Origin of the sequence: Pseudomonas sp. Seg1, assembly GCF_018326005.1 — a bacterium.
Lineage (GTDB): Bacteria > Pseudomonadota > Gammaproteobacteria > Pseudomonadales > Pseudomonadaceae > Aquipseudomonas.
Map to the genome: position 1 here is coordinate 486,347 of NZ_AP021903.1, position 18,351 is coordinate 504,697.

14 protein-coding genes are annotated in these 18,351 nt (G+C 60.0%); 13 read left to right on the top strand and 1 reads right to left on the bottom strand.

Features of this window, described 5'->3' with window-relative positions; translation table 11 throughout:
- Positions 1–160 precede the first annotated feature (160 nt).
- From KI231_RS02095 to hemE, 11 genes are all read left to right on the top strand, one after another.
- Complete coding sequence (locus KI231_RS02095) at positions 161–1,225, top strand: pilus assembly protein PilM (protein ID WP_213027293.1); 1,065 nt, start codon at positions 161–163, stop codon at positions 1,223–1,225.
- Positions 1,225–1,791, top strand: coding sequence for a PilN domain-containing protein (locus KI231_RS02100; RefSeq protein WP_213027294.1), 567 nt, complete (start codon positions 1,225–1,227; stop codon positions 1,789–1,791). The genes KI231_RS02095 and KI231_RS02100 overlap by 1 nt, the downstream gene beginning before the upstream one ends.
- Positions 1,788–2,411 (top strand): type 4a pilus biogenesis protein PilO, encoded by a 624-nt coding sequence (gene pilO / locus KI231_RS02105; protein ID WP_103305450.1) that lies wholly within the window; start codon positions 1,788–1,790, stop codon positions 2,409–2,411. The genes KI231_RS02100 and pilO overlap by 4 nt, the downstream gene beginning before the upstream one ends.
- Positions 2,408–2,935 (top strand): pilus assembly protein PilP, encoded by a 528-nt coding sequence (locus KI231_RS02110; RefSeq protein WP_213027295.1) that lies wholly within the window; start codon positions 2,408–2,410, stop codon positions 2,933–2,935. Before pilO ends, KI231_RS02110 begins: the two co-directional genes overlap by 4 nt.
- Positions 2,936–2,948: 13 nt before the next feature.
- The gene (locus tag KI231_RS02115) at positions 2,949–5,030 is read left to right on the top strand and encodes a type IV pilus secretin PilQ (protein WP_213027296.1); all 2,082 of its coding nucleotides are present in this window, start codon (positions 2,949–2,951) and stop codon (positions 5,028–5,030) included.
- Positions 5,031–5,034: 4 nt separating this feature from the next.
- Complete coding sequence (gene aroK / locus KI231_RS02120; protein ID WP_045122260.1) at positions 5,035–5,553, top strand: shikimate kinase AroK; 519 nt, start codon at positions 5,035–5,037, stop codon at positions 5,551–5,553.
- Between the two features lie 153 nt (positions 5,554–5,706).
- Positions 5,707–6,807, top strand: coding sequence for a 3-dehydroquinate synthase (gene aroB, locus KI231_RS02125; protein ID WP_213027297.1), 1,101 nt, complete (start codon positions 5,707–5,709; stop codon positions 6,805–6,807).
- A 10-nt stretch (positions 6,808–6,817) separates the two neighbouring features.
- Entirely contained in the window at positions 6,818–8,410 is a 1,593-nt protein-coding gene (locus KI231_RS02130) for an AAA family ATPase (protein ID WP_103305446.1), read from the top strand.
- A 350-nt stretch (positions 8,411–8,760) separates the two neighbouring features.
- On the top strand, positions 8,761–13,206 hold the full coding sequence (gene gltB / locus KI231_RS02135) for a glutamate synthase large subunit (protein WP_103305445.1): 4,446 nt from the start codon (positions 8,761–8,763) through the stop codon (positions 13,204–13,206).
- A gap of 33 nt (positions 13,207–13,239) precedes the next feature.
- On the top strand, positions 13,240–14,658 hold the full coding sequence (locus tag KI231_RS02140) for a glutamate synthase small subunit GltD family protein (protein WP_007909438.1): 1,419 nt from the start codon (positions 13,240–13,242) through the stop codon (positions 14,656–14,658).
- A gap of 249 nt (positions 14,659–14,907) precedes the next feature.
- A complete protein-coding gene (gene hemE / locus KI231_RS02145) occupies positions 14,908–15,975 on the top strand; it encodes a uroporphyrinogen decarboxylase (protein WP_016772044.1) in 1,068 nt (355 codons plus the stop codon).
- 177 nt (positions 15,976–16,152) lie between these two features.
- Here the strand turns inward: hemE and KI231_RS02150 are convergent, their stop codons facing one another.
- A complete protein-coding gene (locus KI231_RS02150) occupies positions 16,153–16,332 on the bottom strand; it encodes a hypothetical protein (RefSeq protein ID WP_177431434.1) in 180 nt (59 codons plus the stop codon).
- Between KI231_RS02150 and gbpA the strand changes: the two genes are divergently transcribed.
- Together gbpA and KI231_RS02160 are read left to right on the top strand one after the other, a co-directional pair.
- Positions 16,262–17,728 carry an N-acetylglucosamine-binding protein GbpA gene (gene gbpA / locus KI231_RS02155; protein WP_213027298.1) on the top strand — a complete coding sequence of 489 codons (1,467 nt, stop codon included), beginning with the start codon at positions 16,262–16,264 and terminating at the stop codon, positions 17,726–17,728. The two genes, KI231_RS02150 and gbpA, sit on opposite strands and share 71 nt — an antisense overlap.
- Positions 17,729–17,802: 74 nt before the next feature.
- Positions 17,803–18,351 (top strand): cytochrome b, encoded by a 549-nt coding sequence (locus KI231_RS02160; RefSeq protein WP_213027299.1) that lies wholly within the window; start codon positions 17,803–17,805, stop codon positions 18,349–18,351.

Here is an 18,351-nt window from a genome sequence, read left to right on the forward strand (position 1 = left end):
CAGAGCCATCCGCGCAGGCAGTAAAAAGCGGAAAAAATCGCTGGGCATTATAAGCACTTTTCTGCTGGGGGCGTCATTTGCGCTTCTGTCAAGACGGGGTGAAGGAACGCAATGCGTATTACAGAGTCCGTAACTCACGGAAAGTCATAGGGAATTGGTAGTGCTGGGACTCTTCAATAAAAAGACCAATACGTTACTGGGGATCGACATCAGCTCCACGTCAGTGAAGCTGCTGGAACTGAGCCGTCAGGGTGATCGCTACCGGGTCGAGGCGTATGCGGTGGAGCCATTGCCAGCGAACGCCGTGGTCGAAAAGAACATCGCCGAACTCGAAGGCGTTGGCCAGGCTCTGACCCGGGTGCTGGTCAAGGCACGCACCGGGGTCAAGAGCGTCGCGGTGGCGGTGGCCGGTTCTGCCGTGATCACCAAGATCATCGAAATGGACGCCGGGCTGTCCGACGACGAGCTGGAAAATCAGCTCAAGATCGAAGCCGACCAATACATTCCCTATCCGCTGGACGAGGTCGCCATCGACTTTGAAGTCCAGGGCGTTTCTGCGCGCAACCCCGAGCGAGTCAACGTACTGCTCGCCGCCTGCCGCAAGGAAAACGTCGAAGTCCGTGAAGCGGCGCTGGCACTCGCCGGGCTGACCGCGCGCGTGGTCGATGTCGAGGCTTATGCGCTGGAGCGCTCGTTCGGCTTGCTCGCAACGCAACTGGCCGCGTCGCAACAGCGCCTGACGGTGGCGGTGGTCGACATAGGCGCGACCATGACCACCCTCAGCGTCCTGCACAACGGCAAGATCATCTACACCCGCGAGCAGTTGTTCGGCGGCCGGCAACTGACCGAGGAAATCCAGCGTCGTTATGGCCTGACAATCGAGCAGGCGGGGCTGGCGAAAAAGCAGGGCGGCCTGCCTGACGACTACGTCAGCGATGTGCTGCAGCCGTTTCGCGAAGCACTGGTGCAACAGGTGTCGCGTTCATTGCAATTCTTCTTCGCTTCCGGGCAGTACAACGCGGTCGATCACATTCTGCTCGCCGGTGGCACGGCGTCGGTGCCGGGGCTGGATCGCTTGATCGAGCAGCGCCTGGACACGCCGACGCAAGTGGCCAATCCATTTTCCGCCATGGCCTTGAGCAGCAAGGTCAACGCCGGAGCCCTGGCCAGTGACGCGCCGGCCCTGATGATTGCCTGCGGGCTCGCGCTCAGGAGTTTCGACTGATGGCGCGGATCAACCTTTTACCCTGGCGCGAGGAGCGCCGCGAAGAGCGGCGCAAACGCTTCCTGCTGGCGTTGATCGGCGTAGTGGCCGGTTCGGTGGGGGCGGTGTTTATCGCCGACCAGATCGTCAGCGCCGCCATCGATCGGCAAGTCGCACGCAACGATTACATAGGCAAGCAGATTGCCGTAGTCGACGAGCGGATCAAACAGATCAGTGACCTCAAGGCGCACCGCCAGCAACTGGTCGAGCGCATGCGCATCATCCAGGATCTGCAGGGCAACCGGCAGGTCAGCGGGCGTATCTTCGATCAATTGGCGCGAACGCTGCCGGACGGCGTTTATTTCACTGACGTGAAAATGGCCGGAAAAATCCTTTCGATCAGTGGCGCCGCCGAGTCGAACAATCGTGTCTCCGAGTTGATGCGCAATCTGGACGCCTCTGACTGGTTCGATGCGCCGAGCCTGAACGAAGTCAAAGCGACTTCTGCCGATCAGCTTGAGCAAGCCAATGTCTTTCAGTTGACCGTTCGTCAGACTCAGCCGAAGACGCTGGAGGGCGAGCAATGAAACCGTCCGACTGGCTGGAAAGCTTGCGCAACATCGACTTCAACGACCTCGACACCAGCAACATCGGCTCTTGGCCAGGCGCGGTCAAAGCCATCGCCGGGGCGTTGTTGATGGTGCTGGTGTTGGCGCTTGGCTATAACTTTTTCATCAGTGACATGGAAAACCAGCTTGAGCTCAAGCGCGAGGAGGAAACCACGCTCAAGGAGCAGTTCGCCAGCAAGGCGCATATTTCCGCCAATCTGGAGCTGTACACCCAACAGATGAAGGAGATGGAAAACTCCTTCGGCGTGTTGCTGCGACAGTTGCCTAGCGACACCGAGGTACCGGGCCTGCTGGAAGACATCACGCGTACCGGGCTGGGCAGCGGCCTTGAGTTCGAAGAAATCAAACTGCTTCCGGAGGTCACCCAGCCGTTCTACATCGAGCTGCCGATCCAGATCACCGTCACCGGCGCCTATCACGACCTCGCCACTTTCGTCAGTGGTGTGGCCGGTTTACCGCGCATCGTTACCCTGCACGACTTCGAACTGGCGCCGGCCAATAAAGAAGGCGGGCCGAAACTGCGCATGAGCATCCTCGCCAAGACGTACCGCTATAACGACAAGGGGCTGCAGAAATGAGCCCGACTCGTTATTTCGCACTGGCAGTGGTGTTGCTGGCATTGAGCGGTTGTGGTGGTGGCGATGATTTCAGCGATCTCGATGCCTACATGAATGAAGTGCGGTTGCGCTCGGCGGGCAAGATCGAGCCCACGCCGACATTCCGCTCTTACCCGACCTTTACTTACAGCGCCGCCAACCTGCGCAGTCCCTTTTCGCGCCAGGTGCGCGTCGATCTGGCCGGGCAAAGGCACGGCTCGCGCAACGTCAAACCGGACCCCAATCGGGTCAAGCAATACCTCGAAGGTTTCAACATCGAGCAGTTCGAGATGGTCGGCACGATTGCCAACGCCACTGGCTCTTTTGCGCTGTTGCGTGGAGCTGGCGGTGTGCATCGGCTGAAAGTCGGCGATTACCTGGGGCGCAACGACGGTCGCATCGTGGCCATCAGCGCCACTCAGGTCGATGTGGTCGAAATCGTCCCCGACGGCGAAGGCGCCTGGCTGGAACGTCCGCGCACCATTCCTTTGAAAGAGCACTCATAGTGGAAGTCGAACAATGAACAGGATTTTCTCCACCCTCGGTTTTTCGCTATGGATAGCGCTGATGTCGCCGATGGTACTCGCGGCCAATCTGAAGACGCTGGACGTGGCGGCGTTGCCGGGTGACCGCGTCGAACTGAAGCTGTCGTTCGATGGCCCGCCGCCGCAGCCCAAGGGCTACACCACCGATTCACCGGCGCGAATCGCGCTGGATCTGCTCGGGGTCGCCAGTCAGTTGGCCAGCAAGAACCTCGATCTGGGCAGTGGCAACGCACGCACGGCCACGGTGGTTGAGGCCAAGGATCGCACGCGGCTGATCGTCAATCTTACCCAGCCAGCGCCTTACAACACGCGAGTCGAAGGCAACAATCTGTTCGTGGTGGTCGGTCAGGGGGCGCCGGCAAGCGCTCCCCGTCCCGCCGCTGTTGCTCCAGTGCGCGCGACTGCGGCAGGGGCTCCCGCCAAAGCGTTCGTGCCGAAAACCAAAGCCATTCGCGGCGTGGACTTTCAGCGCGGCACCGCAGGCGAAGGCAATGTGGTCATCGACCTGTCCGACCCGACCATCGCTCCGGATATTCAGGAGCATGACGGCAAGATCATCCTCAGCTTCGCCCGCACGCAATTGCCCGACAAGCTGCGGGTACGCCTCGACGTCAAGGATTTCGCCACGCCCGTGCAGTTCGTCAACGCTGCTGCAACAGGCGATCGCGCGATCATTACCGTTGAGCCCAGCGGTACCTTCGACTATTCCACCTACCAGACCGACAACAAGTTGACCGTCAGCATCCGTCCGATGACCGTCGACGATCTGCAAAAGCGCAACGCCGATCGTCAGGCCTACGTCGGCGACAAGCTGTCGCTGAATTTTCAGGACATCGACGTGCGCTCGGTGCTGCAACTGATCGCCGACTTCACCAACCTCAATCTGGTGGCCAGCGATACGGTGCAGGGCGGCATCACTCTGCGTCTGCAAAATGTGCCATGGGATCAGGCGCTGGATCTGGTGCTGAAAACCAAGGGGCTGGACAAGCGCAAGATCGGCAATGTGCTGCTGGTCGCCCCGGCAGACGAAATCGCCGCCCGCGAGCGCCAGGAACTGGAGTCGCAAAAACAGATCGCCGAACTGGCGCCGCTGCGCCGTGAACTGCTGCAGGTGAACTACGCCAAGGCTGCCGACATCGCCAAGCTGTTCCAGTCGGTGACCAGCGCCGAAGCGAAAATCGACGAGCGCGGCTCGATCACCGTCGACGAGCGAACCAACAACATCATTGCCTACCAGACTCAGGACCGGCTCGACGAACTACGGCGAATCGTGGCGCAACTGGATATTCCCGTGCGTCAGGTGATGATCGAGGCGCGAATCGTCGAAGCCAACGTCGATTACGACAAGAGCCTGGGTGTGCGCTGGGGTGGGTCGATCCAGAACAAGGGCAACTGGAACACTTCCGGCGTCAGTAACGGCTCGTCGACCACCATCGGCACCCCGGGCAGCACCAGCACCAATTCGCCGTTCGTCGACATGGGCACCGTCAACAATACTTCGGGGATTGGCATTGCCTTCATCACCGACAACGTTTTGCTCGATCTTGAGCTGACTGCCATGGAGAAAACCGGCAATGGCGAAATCGTCTCGCAGCCCAAGGTGGTGACTTCCGACAAGGAGACCGCGAAGATCCTCAAGGGCACCGAAATTCCTTATCAGGAGGCCAGCTCAAGTGGCGCCACTTCGGTGTCGTTCAAGGAAGCTTCGCTGTCGCTGGAGGTGACGCCGCAGATCACCCCGGACAACCGCATCATCATGGAGGTCAAGGTCACCAAGGACGAGCCTGATTATCTGAACAAAGTGCAGGATGTACCGCCGATCAAAAAGAACGAGGTCAACGCCAAAGTGCTGGTAAACGACGGCGAGACCATCGTGATTGGGGGCGTTTTCTCAAATACTCAAAGCAAGGTCGTAGATAAGGTGCCATTTCTTGGCGATGTGCCGTATCTTGGCCGCCTTTTCCGGCGTGATGTGGTTTCGGAGAAAAAATCCGAGCTGCTGGTATTTCTCACTCCGCGTATCATGAATAACCAGGCGATTGCTGTGAGTCGTTGATTCTGTGCGAAATTTGATTCTTGTAGGACCGATGGGGGCTGGAAAAAGCACCATCGGCCGATTACTGGCCAAAGAGCTGCGCCTGCCGTTCAAAGATTCCGACAAGGAAATTGAACTGCGTACGGGCGCCAATATCCCGTGGATCTTCGACAAGGAAGGCGAGCCCGGCTTTCGCGATCGTGAGCAGGCGATGATCGCCGAGCTGTGCGCGTTCGACGGCGTGGTACTGGCGACCGGCGGCGGTGCGGTGATGCGTGACGCCAATCGCAAGGCTCTGCATGAGGGCGGTCGCGTGGTGTATCTGCACGCCTCCGTCGAACAGCAGGTTGGCCGCACCTCCCGCGATCGCAACCGGCCGTTGCTGCGCACTGCCGATCCGGCGAAAACCCTGCGTGATCTGCTCGCGATCCGTGATCCGCTTTATCGGGAAATCGCCGATCTGGTGGTGGAAACCGACGAACGGCCGCCGCGCATGGTCGTGCTCGACATTCTCGACCGCCTGGCGCAGCTTCCTCCCCGTTAAAGCATCGCCTGAAATGCGCTATCCTCGGCGTCCTGTCACCGCCCGCCGAGGTTGTGGCGGATGGCGTGCGAGCGGCGTCATACCCGCTATAGGCCGCAGACAACCAATAATTCAGGGCAGGACGCCTGCTTTCCATCTTCACTGTGGGGACACATGCAGACACTCAAGGTCGATTTAGGCGAGCGCAGCTACCCGATTCATATTGGCGAAGGTTTGTTGGATCAGCCCGAGCTGCTGGCGCCGCATATTCATGGGCGGCAGGTGGCAATCATCTCCAACGAGACCGTTGCGCCGCTCTATCTCGAACGTCTGACTCGCAGCCTTTCGCAGTTTTCGGTGATTTCCGTGGTTTTGCCTGACGGCGAAGCCTTCAAGAACTGGGAAACCCTGCAACTGATCTTTGACGGCTTGCTGACCGCTCGTCATGACCGCCGCACCACCGTAATCGCCCTCGGCGGCGGTGTGATCGGCGACATGGCCGGTTTTGCTGCGGCTTGCTACCAGCGCGGCGTCGATTTCATCCAGATTCCTACCACCTTGTTGTCCCAGGTCGATTCGTCGGTGGGTGGCAAGACCGGGATCAACCATCCGCTGGGCAAGAATATGGTCGGTGCGTTCTATCAGCCGAACGTCGTGCTGATCGATACCGCGTCCCTGAAAACCCTTCCAGAGCGCGAGCTGTCGGCGGGTCTGGCGGAAGTCATCAAGTACGGTCTGATCTGCGACGAGCCGTTCCTGACCTGGCTCGAAGACAATGTCGACGCCCTGCGTGCACTGGATCAAAAGGCTCTGACGTATGCCATCGAGCGCTCCTGCGCGGCCAAGGCTGCTGTGGTTGGTGCCGATGAAAAAGAAACCGGCGTACGCGCCACGCTCAATCTCGGCCACACCTTCGGCCACGCCATCGAGACCCACATGGGCTATGGTGTCTGGTTGCATGGTGAGGCGGTGGCGGCTGGCACCGTGATGGCGCTGGAGATGTCCGCGCGTCTCGGCTGGATCAGCGAGCAGGAGCGTGATCGCGGCATTCGTCTGTTCCAGCGCGCCGGTCTGCCGGTGATCCCGCCTGAAGAGATGAGCGAGGCCGATTTTCTCGAACACATGGCAATCGACAAAAAAGTGATCGACGGTCGTCTGCGCCTGGTGCTGCTGCGCCGGATGGGCGAAGCGGTAGTGACCGCCGATTATCCGAAAGAGGTTCTACAGGCCACGCTGGGAGCGGATTACCGCGCCCTGGCTCAGCTTAAAGGTTAATAAGATTCCGATGACTAGTTTGCATGCCGACGAGGCGTTTCTCGGCCATTTCCAGTTAAGTCACGACCCCTTCGCGCCGCGGGTGCCGGGCTTTAAATTCTTCCCGGCCCAGCGCAAACCGGTGCTGGGTCAACTGCATCACCTGGCGCGATACAGCCAGTTGCTGCTGGTGGTCACCGGCCCGCAGGGCAGCGGCAAGACTCTGCTGCGTCAGGCGCTGGTGGCCAGCACCAACAAGCAATCGGTGCAGAGCGTGGTGGTTTCCGCGCGCGGTGCCGGCGATGCCGCGGGCGTGCTGCGTCAGGTCGCTCAGGCGCTGAACGTGGCCCAGGCTGAAGTCGGCGCGATTCTGGATCAGGTGGTGCAACTCGCGCTGACCGGCCAGGAAGTCTATCTGCTGGTGGACGACGCCGAGCAGCTCGACGAATCCGCTCTCGAAGCGCTGATGGCGCTGGGTGCTGGCGCGCCGGAAGGTCGCCCGCATGTGTTCCTGTTCGGTGAGTCGTCGCTGATCGCTCAGCTTGAGGCTTTGCACCTTGAGGAAGAGCGTTTCCACGTCATCGAATTGCAGCCGTACACCGAAGAAGAGACCCGCGAGTATCTCGACCAACGGCTGGAAGGTGCAGGCCGGGGTGTCGAACTTTTCACCGCGGATCAGATCTCTGATATTCACGAAAGCTCCGAGGGTTGGCCGGGCAACATCAACCAGGTCGCTCGCGATGCTCTGATCGAAGTCATGATTGCCAGCCGCTCTGCGGTCAAGCGTCCAAGTATGGGGTTCAACATGCCGAAGAAACACGTATTGGCGATTTCCGCCGTCGTTGTGGTCGCGGTCGCCGCCGCCTGGCTGATGCCGGGTCGCAACAAGGCGCCAACCACCGGCGCGCCAGCCAACGAGCAGGCGCAACTGCCATTGGGTCAGGGCGCAGCGAATGGCGGCGCACCGAACGTTGAGTTCGCCGGTAATACGCAGCCGATGCCGTTGCCGCTGGTCGGCAACTCGCAGCCGGTGATGCGCGGTCCGTTGGCCGAAGCGGCTGGCGGGATCACCGAGGGTGACGACGGCGTGCCTTTGGAAGGTTCCAGCGATACACCGCCAACCGTGACCACTTCGGCACCGCCTGCCGGCGTTCCGGCCGGTCCTGCACCGACCCCGGTTCCAGTGCCAGCAGCCAAACCAACCCCGGCACCGACGCAAATCGCCACCGCCAAGCCTGCTCCGGCAGCGCCAGCGGCGAAACCGGCTCCAGCGCCAGCCAAGCCAGTTGTCGCTGCCAAACCGGCCGAGAAGCCGGTTACCGTCGCCAAAGCCGCCGGTAGCAGCTGGTACGCCGGGCAGCCGACCAGCAACTACGTGGTGCAGATCCTCGGCACCAGTTCGGAAGCGACCGCGCAAAACTTCGTCAAGGAGCAGGGCGGCGAGTACCGTTATTTCAAGAAAGTCCTCAACGGCAAGCCTCTCTACGTGATCACCTACGGCAACTTCGCCAATCGTGATGCAGCCGTTTCTGCCATCAAGGCCTTGCCAGCGAAGGTTCAGGCTGGTAAACCTTGGCCTCGCACTGTCGCCAGCGTCCAACAGGAACTGGCAACAACTCGCTGAAGATTCGGCGGCCTTACCCAGGCCGCCTCTCCAAGCACCTCAAAATTTCTACGAGTGCGCGCCGTCTCTACAGACCGCGTGCCTTGTGGTGTCTGCGTCACAGTAGTCTTTGAGTCGTTGCGGTCAAAATTAAAAAAGTTTTGACTAGCACAGCAGATCGCTTTAAACCTTTCACAAATGCGACATAGATTTGCGACATTTCGTCGTCAAATTTGTGAGCGTCTGTGTCGCTGTGTACAATGACCACCCTTTTGCCCCCGCTAAGCTGGCGTACGTTCGGCGCGGATTGCAAGTGGTTGAATTGAAAAGAAATTTGCCTCGAAAAGAGGCAGCCTGGTGAGAAAGTGTCTATGAAAGCAGGTCTGTACCAACCAGATGAATTCAAGGATAACTGCGGTTTCGGCCTGATAGCCCATATGCAGGGCGAACCCAGTCATACCCTTTTGCAAACGGCCATTGAGGCCCTGACCTGCATGACCCACCGCGGTGGGATTAATGCCGACGGCAAGACCGGTGACGGTTGCGGTCTGCTGATTCAAAAGCCTGATGCGTTCCTGCGCGCCATTGCTCAGGAAACCTTCAGTGTCGAGTTGCCCAAGCAATACGCTGTGGGCATGGTCTTCTTCAACCAGGATCCGGCCAAGGCCGAAGCCGCTCGCGAAAACATGAACCGCGAGATCCTTGCCGAAGGCCTGCAACTGATCGGCTGGCGCAAAGTGCCGATCGACACCAGCGTCCTCGGCCGCCTGGCCCTTGAGCGCCTGCCGCAGATCGAGCAGGTGTACATCGGCGGTGAAGGCCTGAGCGATCAGGACATGGCGGTCAAGCTGTTCAGCGCCCGTCGTCGCTCGTCGGTCTCCAATGCCGTCGATTCCGACCACTACATCTGCAGCTTTTCGCACAAGACCATCATTTATAAAGGGCTGATGATGCCGGCCGATCTGGCCGCGTTCTATCCAGACCTGAGTGACGAGCGCCTGCAAACCGCGATCTGCGTGTTCCACCAGCGCTTCTCCACCAACACCTTGCCGAAATGGCCGCTGGCGCAGCCATTCCGCTTTCTCGCCCACAACGGCGAGATCAACACCATCACCGGTAACCGCAACTGGGCACAGGCCCGACGGACCAAGTTCACCAATGATCTGATGGATCTGGAAGAGCTCGGCCCGCTGGTCAACCGTGTCGGTTCCGACTCCTCGAGCATGGACAACATGCTGGAGCTGATGGTCACCGGCGGCATCGACCTGTTCCGTGGCGTGCGGATGATCATTCCGCCTGCATGGCAGAACGTCGAAACCATGGACCCGGATCTGCGTGCGTTCTACGAGTACAACTCGATGCACATGGAACCGTGGGACGGCCCGGCCGGCGTGGTCATGACCGACGGTCGCTACGCGGTGTGCCTGCTCGACCGTAACGGTCTGCGTCCGGCGCGCTGGGTCACCACCACCAACGGTTTCATCACTGTTGCTTCGGAAATCGGCGTGTGGAACTACCAGCCCGAAGACGTGATCGCCAAGGGCCGTGTCGGTCCGGGGCAGATCCTCGCCGTGGACACCGAAACCGGGCAGATCCTCGACACTGACGCGATCGACAACCGTCTGAAATCCCGTCATCCGTACAAGCAATGGCTGCGCAAGAATGCCCTGCGCATCCAGGCGACCATGGAAGACAACGACCACGGTTCGGCGTTCTACGACGTCGATCAGCTCAAGCAGTACATGAAGATGTATCAGGTCACGTTCGAAGAGCGTGATCAGGTACTGCGCCCGCTCGGCGAACAAGGCTACGAAGCCGTGGGTTCGATGGGCGATGACACGCCGATGGCCGTGCTGTCCCAGCGTGTGCGCACGCCGTACGACTATTTCCGTCAGCAGTTCGCGCAGGTCACCAACCCGCCGATCGACCCGCTGCGTGAAGCCATCGTGATGTCGCTGGAAATCTGCCTCGGTGCCGAGCGCAACATTTTCCAGGAGTCGCCGGAACACGCCTCGCGCGTGATCCTCAGCTCGCCGGTTATTTCCCCGGCCAAGTGGCGCTCGCTGATGAACCTCGACCGCCCGGGTTTCGAGCGGCAGATCATCGACCTCAACTACGACGAAAGCGTCGGCCTCGAAGCGGCGATCCGCAACGTTGCCGATCAGGCTGAAGAAGCCGTGCGAGCCGGGCGTACCCAGATCGTTCTGAGCGACCGCCATATCGCCCCGGGCAAGCTGCCGATCCACGCCTCGCTGGCCACCGGTGCGGTCCACCACCGCCTGACCGAAAAAGGCCTGCGCTGCGATTCCAACATCCTCGTTGAAACCGCCACCGCCCGTGACCCGCACCACTTTGCGGTGCTGATCGGTTTCGGCGCCTCGGCGGTGTATCCGTTCCTGGCTTATGAAGTGCTGGGTGACCTGATCCGTACCGGTGAAGTGCTGGGCGACCTCTACGAGGTGTTCAAGAACTACCGCAAAGGCATCACCAAAGGTCTGCTGAAGATTCTGTCGAAGATGGGTATCTCGACCATCGCTTCGTACCGTGGTGCGCAGCTGTTCGAAGCCATCGGTTTGTCCGAAGAGGTTTGCGACCTGAGCTTCCGTGGCGTGCCGAGCCGCATCAAGGGCGCGCGTTTCGTCGACATCGAAGCCGAGCAGAAAGCACTCGCCACCGAAGCCTGGAGCCCGCGCAAGCCGATCCAGCAGGGCGGTCTGCTGAAGTTCGTCCACGGTGGCGAATATCACGCCTACAACCCGGACGTGGTCAACACCCTGCAAGCCGCTGTGCAGCAGGGCGACTACGCCAAGTTCAAGGAATACACCTCACTGGTGGATAACCGCCCGGTGTCGATGATCCGTGACCTGCTCAAGGTCAAGACCCTCGACACGCCGCTGGACATCAGTGAAATCGAACCGCTGGAATCGGTGCTCAAGCGCTTCGACTCCGCCGGTATCTCGCTGGGCGCACTGTCGCCGGAAGCTCACGAAGCCCTGGCCGAAGCCATGAACCGCCTCGGTGCGCGTTCTAACTCCGGCGAAGGCGGCGAAGACCCGGCGCGCTACGGCACCATCAAGAGCTCGAAAATCAAGCAGGTCGCGACGGGCCGTTTCGGGGTCACCCCGGAATACCTGGTCAACGCCGAAGTGCTGCAGATCAAGGTCGCTCAAGGCGCCAAGCCGGGCGAGGGCGGGCAACTGCCGGGCGGTAAAGTCAACGGGCTGATCGCCAAGCTGCGTTACGCAGTGCCGGGCGTGACGCTGATTTCGCCACCGCCGCACCACGACATCTATTCGATCGAAGACTTGTCGCAGCTGATTTTCGACCTGAAACAGGTCAACCCGAAGGCGCTGGTCTCGGTGAAACTCGTTGCTGAAGCGGGCGTCGGCACCATCGCCGCCGGTGTGGCCAAGGCCTACGCGGACTTGATCACCATCTCCGGCTACGACGGTGGCACCGGTGCTTCGCCGCTGACCTCGATCAAATACGCGGGCGCACCGTGGGAACTGGGCTTGGCTGAAACCCACCAGACCCTGCGCGGCAATGACCTGCGCGGCAAAGTCCGGGTGCAGACCGACGGTGGCCTGAAAACCGGCCTCGACGTGATCAAGGCTGCGATTCTCGGCGCCGAAAGCTTCGGCTTCGGTACCGCGCCAATGATCGCCCTGGGCTGCAAATACCTGCGCATCTGCCACCTGAACAACTGCGCCACCGGCGTCGCGACTCAGAATGAGAAGCTGCGCAAGGATCACTACATCGGCACCGTCGACATGGTGGTGAATTTCTTCACCTACGTCGCCGAAGAAACCCGTGAGTGGCTGGCCAAGCTCGGCGTGCGCTCCCTCGAAGAGCTGATCGGTCGTACCGATCTGCTGGAAATCCTCGAAGGTCAGACCGCCAAGCAACATCACCTGGATCTGACCCCGCTGCTGGGCAGCGATCACATCCCGGCGGACAAACCGCAATTCTGCGGCGTTGAGCGCAACCCGCCGTTCGACCAAGGCCTGCTGGCCGAGAAAATGGTCGAGATGGCGACGTCGGCAATCAACGACATGAGCGGCGCCGAGTTCGATCTGGACATCTGTAACTGCGACCGTTCGATCGGCGCACGGATCTCCGGCGAAATCGCACGCAAGCATGGCAACCAAGGCATGGCGAAAGCGCCGATCACCTTCCGTTTCAAAGGCACGGCCGGGCAGAGCTTCGGCGTGTGGAACGCCGGCGGCCTGAACATGTATCTGGAAGGTGACGCCAACGACTACGTCGGCAAAGGCATGACCGGCGGCAAGCTGGTCATCGTGCCGCCGAAGGGCAGCGTCTATCAGACTCAAAACAGCGCCATCATCGGCAACACCTGCCTGTACGGCGCCACCGGCGGCAAGCTGTTCGCCGCCGGCACCGCAGGCGAGCGTTTCGCCGTGCGTAACTCCGGTGCCCACACGGTTGTGGAAGGCACTGGCGATCACTGCTGCGAGTACATGACCGGTGGTTTCGTCTGCGTTCTGGGCAAGACCGGTTACAACTTCGGCTCTGGCATGACCGGTGGTTTCGCCTACGTGCTCGATCAGGACAACACCTTCGTTGACCGGGTCAACCACGAACTGGTGGAAATCCAGCGGATCAGCGGCGAGGCGATGGAAGCCTACCGCAGCCACCTGCAAAACGTGCTGAACGAGTACGTCGCGGAAACCGACAGCGAGTGGGGTCGTGAGCTCGCCGAAAACCTCGATGACTACCTGCGCCGTTTCTGGCTGGTCAAGCCTAAGGCTGCCAACCTGAAATCGTTGCTTTCCAGCACTCGTGCCAACCCGCAGTGATATGCGCCTGAAGAGTTTGATGAGGTTTTAACAATGGCTGAACGTCTGAATAACGACTTCCAGTTCATCGATGTCGGGCGCAAAGATCCGAAGAAGAAACTGTTGCGTCAACGCAAGAAAGAGTTCGTCGAGATCTACGAACCGTTCAAACCCCAGCAGTCGGCCGACCAGGCCCACCGCTGCCTGGGTTGCGGCAACCCGTATTGCGAATGGAAGTGCCCGGTGCACAACTTCATTCCCAACTGGCTCAAATTGGTGGCTGAGGGCAACATACTCCAGGCCGCCGAACTGTCGCACCAGACCAACACCCTGCCGGAAGTCTGCGGCCGGGTGTGCCCACAGGATCGTCTGTGCGAGGGTGCCTGCACCCTCAACGACGGCTTCGGCGCGGTGACCATCGGTTCGGTCGAGAAATACATCACCGACACCGCGTTCGCCATGGGCTGGCGCCCGGACATGTCCAAGGTCAAACCGACCGGCAAACGTGTCGCGATCATCGGTGCAGGCCCGGCGGGCCTCGGTTGTGCCGACGTGCTGGTGCGCGGCGGCGTGACCCCGGTGGTGTTCGACAAAAACCCGGAAATCGGTGGTCTGCTGACCTTCGGTATCCCCGAGTTCAAACTGGAAAAGACCGTGCTGAGCAATCGTCGCGAAGTCTTCACCGGCATGGGCATCGAGTTCCGTCTGAATACCGAAGTCGGCAAAGACGTAACCATGGAACAACTGCTCGCCGAATACGATGCCGTGTTCATGGGCATGGGCACCTACACCTATATGAAGGGCGGTTTTGCCGGTGAGGATCTGCCGGGCGTTTATGACGCACTGGACTTCCTGATCGCCAACGTCAACCGCAACCTGGGCTTTGAAAAGTCGCCGGAAGACTTCGTCGACATGAAAGGCAAGAAGGTTGTGGTGCTCGGCGGCGGCGACACGGCGATGGACTGCAACCGTACGTCGATCCGTCAGGGCGCCAAGTCGGTGACCTGTGCCTATCGTCGTGACGAAGCGAACATGCCCGGCTCGCGCAAAGAGGTGAAGAACGCCAAGGAAGAAGGCGTGAAATTCCTCTACAACCGCCAGCCAATCGCCATCGTTGGCGAAGACAAGGTTGAAGGTGTGAAGGTGGTCGAGACCCGTCTCGGCGAACCGGACGCCCGTGGCCGTCGCAGCCCCGAGCCGATCCCCGGTTCCGAAGAGATCATCCCGGCCGACGCCGTGGTCATCGCTTTCGGTTTCCGCCCAAGCCCGGCGCCGTGGTTCGAGCAGTTCGAGATCCAGACCGACAGCCAGGGCCGCGTCGTTGCGCCTGAGCAAGGTCAGTACAAGCACCAGACCAGCAACCCGAAAATCTTTGCCGGTGGCGACATGGTGCGCGGCTCCGACCTGGTGGTGACGGCGATCTTCGAGGGCCGTAATGCTGCCGAAGGGATCCTCGATTACCTGGGCGTCTAAACCGCGCCTGACTGACTGCAATGCAATACCTGTGGGAGCTGGCTTGCCAGCGATGCAGACACCTCGGTTTCTCAGTCAGACCGAGGTGATGCTATCGCTGGCAAGCCAGCTCCCACAGGTGTTTTTGGGGGCTGCAAATTCTGCATTCCAGCGCAATAAATTGACCCGATAGACAAAAGGCTGACCTGTATCCGTGCCTTTTGCGTCGCGCTCTGAGAAAATGCCCGCACTTTTTTTCCGGATGCCGACATGACTGCCCTGAAGAACGACCGTTTCCTCCGCGCCCTGCTCAAGCAACCCGTTGACGTCACCCCCGTGTGGATGATGCGCCAGGCCGGCCGCTACTTGCCGGAATACCGCGCCAGCCGTGCCCACGCCGGTGATTTCATGAGCCTGTGCATGAATCCGGAGTTCGCTTGCGAAGTCACCCTGCAACCGCTCGACCGCTATCCGCAACTGGACGCGGCGATCCTGTTTTCCGACATCCTCACCATCCCCGACGCGATGGGCCAAGGCCTGTACTTCGAGACCGGTGAAGGCCCGCGTTTCAAGAAAGTCGTCAGCACCCTGGCTGATATCGAAGCCTTACCGATTCCTGACCCGCACAAAGACCTCGGCTACGTGATGGATGCGGTCAGCACCATCCGTCGCGAACTGAACGGCCGTGTGCCGCTGATCGGTTTCTCCGGCAGCCCGTGGACCCTGGCGACCTACATGGTCGAAGGCGGCTCGTCGAAAGACTTCCGCAAGACCAAGGCGATGCTCTACGACAACCCGCAAGCCATGCACCTGCTTTTGGACAAGCTGGCGCAGTCGGTGACTTCGTACCTCAACGGCCAGATCATGGCCGGCGCGCAAGCGGTGCAGATCTTCGACACGTGGGGCGGCAATCTGTCGGCGGCGGCGTATCAGGAATTCTCCCTGGCCTACATGAAGAAAATCGTCAGCGGTTTGATCCGCGAAAACGACGGTCGCAAGGTGCCGGTGATCCTGTTCACCAAGAACGGCGGCCTGTGGCTGGAAAGCATCGCCGAGGCTGGTGCCGATGCACTGGGCCTGGACTGGACCTGCGATATCGGCAACGCCCGCGCCCGCGTCGGCGACAAGGTCGCGCTGCAAGGTAACATGGACCCGACCGTGCTCTACGCCAAACCGGAAGCGATCCGCACCGAAGTCGGGCGCATCCTGGCCAGCTACGGCAAGGGCAGCGGCCACGTATTCAACCTCGGCCACGGCATCACGCCTGAGGTTGATCCGGAACACGCCGGTGCGTTCCTGCGCGCGGTGCATGAGCTGTCGGCGCAGTATCACGAATAACTCAGCGACGGCAGTACAAAAAAACCTGTCCCGTGTCATGCGGGGCAGGTTTTTTTTGCCGTTTAGAAAGCTTTAGGTTAATAGTTTCTTATTGTAAGAATTTTTTATTTAGTTGTCGGATTAGTTCCCGTGGCGACTATTCCTGCCGAACCCGGTGATTACTCCTACATAGAACTTTTAACTATCCACGTAAGGTTTCAGGCGTGTGTCCGGCATGGCGTCGAGCACCGTATTAGAGCCTGGCGTCGCGCCAGGCTCGCTTATTTGATATGAGCCTGGAATAACAATGAAAAAATCAATTTTCCGGAGGAGTGCATTGGCAACGTGCACTTCTTCGCTACTCTTGCTGTCGGGCATGCTGGGTTCTTCCGGCGCTGCGGCCCACGGTTATGTGGAGTTCCCTCCATCGCGCGCTTTTCTCTGTCAGAAGGGAATGAACACCGGTTGTGGTGGTGCTCAATATGAACCGCAAAGTGTTGGCGAAACCTTTCAGGGCTTTCCGGCCGGCGTCGGCGGCGCGGAGGGCCAAGGACCGATCGATGGCAAAATCGCCAGTGGCGGACACGAGTTGTTTTCTGCCGTGGACGTGCAGTCCGCCACACGCTGGCAGCTCACCGACATCAAAGAGCGCACTCAGGATTTCCAGTGGCATTACGAAGCTCCACATCCGGTGGCCAAGCACGAGTATTTCATTACCCGTAATGGCTGGAACCCGAATGAATCGCTGAAACGCAGTTCTTTTGAGAGCACGCCTTTTTGTCAGGTCGCGGGTGACTTCCAGATGCCGGTTCCCGGCACCAAGCACCGTTGCAGCATTCCCGAAGACAAAAACGGCCACCACGTCATCCTCGCCATTTGGAGCGTGGGCGATACCAAGATGGCGTTCCACAGCGTCGCTGACGTCAACATCCTTGCCGAAGCCGTTCTGCCGGGTGGCTGGTCTGCTGTCGGCGCCATCGCTGCATCGACGCCACTGCTGGCTGGCGACAAGGTCAAGGCCCGTGCCTTTACCGCTTCCGGTGAAAATCCGTCCTACAGCGTTGAAATTTCGATCGACACTGCGCAAGACGCCGAGGCGCACAACTGGTCGTTCAAACTCGCCGAGCAGATCAACAAGACACACACCCTGATCCGCGCTGGCGTGCGTGATGAAAACGGCAACATCGAAGCGATCCGCGGCAGCAACACGTTGTACGCGCAAAAAGAAAGCGGCGTCGTCCGCTACGAAGTGCAGTTACTGATGAAAGAGGACGCCGACGCCCGCCTGTCGGTGGCCTCGCAACAAGCGGAATATGTACTCGACAAAGGCAAAACCAAAGTCGACTTCAGCCTGATGTCCAACCGCAAAATGAACGTCGAAGCCAACCTGTTCAACGAGCAGAACAAACTGGTCGGCACCACCACCGCACAAGCGGACAGCGGCGCAACCTGGCTGACCATGGACATCCGCAGCAATCCCGGCCCGCACACTCTGACCCTGGTCGGCACCACGCTGGATGGTCGCACCACCCGTCAGGACACCCAGCCTGTCAACGTCACCGGTGAAGGCGCTGGCGCCGATTACGACTTCCTGTTCCCTGAAGGCCTTAGCGACTACACCGCCGGCACCAAGGTACTGCAGCCGAAAACCAACGAGGTCTTCGAGTGCAAGCCATTCCCGGCTTCTGGCTATTGCAAGCAGTACAAACCTGAGGCGAACGGTTTTGAACCGGGCGTGGGCGAACACTCGCATGCGGCGTGGAACAAGCTCTAAGGCTCCTCCCGTGTAATTACGTCAGACGACCGTCCAGGTCGTCTGATCGGTGGTGGTTTTCAGGGGCGATTCAAATGGCGCTTTCGGTTTATTCCAAGCAACAAATACTGCTGCACTGGGTGTCGGCAGCTGTAATCCTGTGGACGCTGGTCACCGGGTTTTATGTGGCTAACGTCAACGTGGCCAACGACACCAAACAATGGGTGGCCGGGGTCAATGTGTCGCTGACCACGCTGTTCATTCCGGTGTTCTGCTGGCGGCTGGTGGTGTTTATCAGCCATCTGCGACATGAACGCATGTCGCAGTTTTCTTCGGCAAAAATGCTTGCGATGTTTGTCCATCGGCTGATCTATCTGTTGGTGGCCGTGGTGCTGTTGAGCGGGGTGCTGATGATGGATCGGCCGATCCCTGTATTTGGCCTGCTCGAATTCCCCCAGCCGCTGGACGATGTGGCGCTGACTGACGGCTTTTTCGTGCTGCACATCTGGGCCTGCACGGCGCTGGCGGTGCTGGTGGCGATGCACATTGGCGCGGTGATTCTGCACGAGCTGCGCGGTTATCGCGTACTGCGGCGCATGTCGTGGCGCTCGCGCGTTCGCCAGGCGTGCGGGCGCATCGGATGA

Bases quoted from the DNA above. Each gene is read 5' to 3' on its own strand.
- KI231_RS02100 (WP_213027294.1), top strand. From the start codon at position 1,225: ATGGCGCGGATCAACCTTTTACCCTGGCGCGAGGAGCGCCGCGAAGAG.
- pilO (WP_103305450.1), top strand. From the start codon at position 1,788: ATGAAACCGTCCGACTGGCTGGAAAGCTTGCGCAACATCGACTTCAAC.
- KI231_RS02110 (WP_213027295.1), top strand. From the start codon at position 2,408: ATGAGCCCGACTCGTTATTTCGCACTGGCAGTGGTGTTGCTGGCATTG.
- KI231_RS02115 (WP_213027296.1), top strand. From the start codon at position 2,949: ATGAACAGGATTTTCTCCACCCTCGGTTTTTCGCTATGGATAGCGCTG.
- aroB (WP_213027297.1), top strand. From the start codon at position 5,707: ATGCAGACACTCAAGGTCGATTTAGGCGAGCGCAGCTACCCGATTCAT.
- KI231_RS02130 (WP_103305446.1), top strand. From the start codon at position 6,818: ATGACTAGTTTGCATGCCGACGAGGCGTTTCTCGGCCATTTCCAGTTA.
- gltB (WP_103305445.1), top strand. From the start codon at position 8,761: ATGAAAGCAGGTCTGTACCAACCAGATGAATTCAAGGATAACTGCGGT.
- KI231_RS02140 (WP_007909438.1), top strand. From the start codon at position 13,240: ATGGCTGAACGTCTGAATAACGACTTCCAGTTCATCGATGTCGGGCGC.
- hemE (WP_016772044.1), top strand. From the start codon at position 14,908: ATGACTGCCCTGAAGAACGACCGTTTCCTCCGCGCCCTGCTCAAGCAA.
- gbpA (WP_213027298.1), top strand. From the start codon at position 16,262: ATGAAAAAATCAATTTTCCGGAGGAGTGCATTGGCAACGTGCACTTCT.
- KI231_RS02150 (WP_177431434.1), bottom strand. From the start codon at position 16,332: ATGCCCGACAGCAAGAGTAGCGAAGAAGTGCACGTTGCCAATGCACTC.
- KI231_RS02160 (WP_213027299.1), top strand. From the start codon at position 17,803: ATGGCGCTTTCGGTTTATTCCAAGCAACAAATACTGCTGCACTGGGTG.